The 320-nt window shown below is 67.8% G+C and carries 1 protein-coding gene; it reads left to right on the top strand.

What is annotated here, in order from left to right:
- On the top strand, positions 1–320 hold a 320-nt coding region (locus tag DIE08_RS35365; protein WP_124906471.1), incomplete at both ends, for a class I SAM-dependent methyltransferase.

Genomic DNA, 320 nt, shown 5'->3' with positions numbered 1-320 from the left:
TTCGATATCCTGTTCTCGCGTTTCGGCGTGATGTTCTTCGACGATCCGACAGCGGCGTTCACCCATATGCGACGCGCGCTCCGGCCGGGCGGCCGGGTCGCCTTCGTCTGCTGGCGCGGTACGGATGAGAACGATTGGATGCGCCTGCCGGTGGGCGCGCTCAAGGGCATCCTCCCGCCGAGTGCGCTGCCCGATCCCGAAGCGCCCGGCCCGTTTTCGTTCGGCGACCGGGAGCGCGTAGCGCGCATCCTGACGACGGCCGGCTTTACCGATATCGCTATCTCGCCCTTCGACGCGGCCGTCCCATTCGCCGAGGGCGA

Origin of the sequence: Burkholderia sp. Bp9004, from assembly GCF_003858025.1 — a bacterium.
GTDB classification, from domain to species: Bacteria; Pseudomonadota; Gammaproteobacteria; order Burkholderiales; family Burkholderiaceae; genus Burkholderia; species Burkholderia diffusa.
Note: the sequence above shows the minus strand (reverse complement) of the source record. Positions and strands in the feature narration are given on the sequence as shown.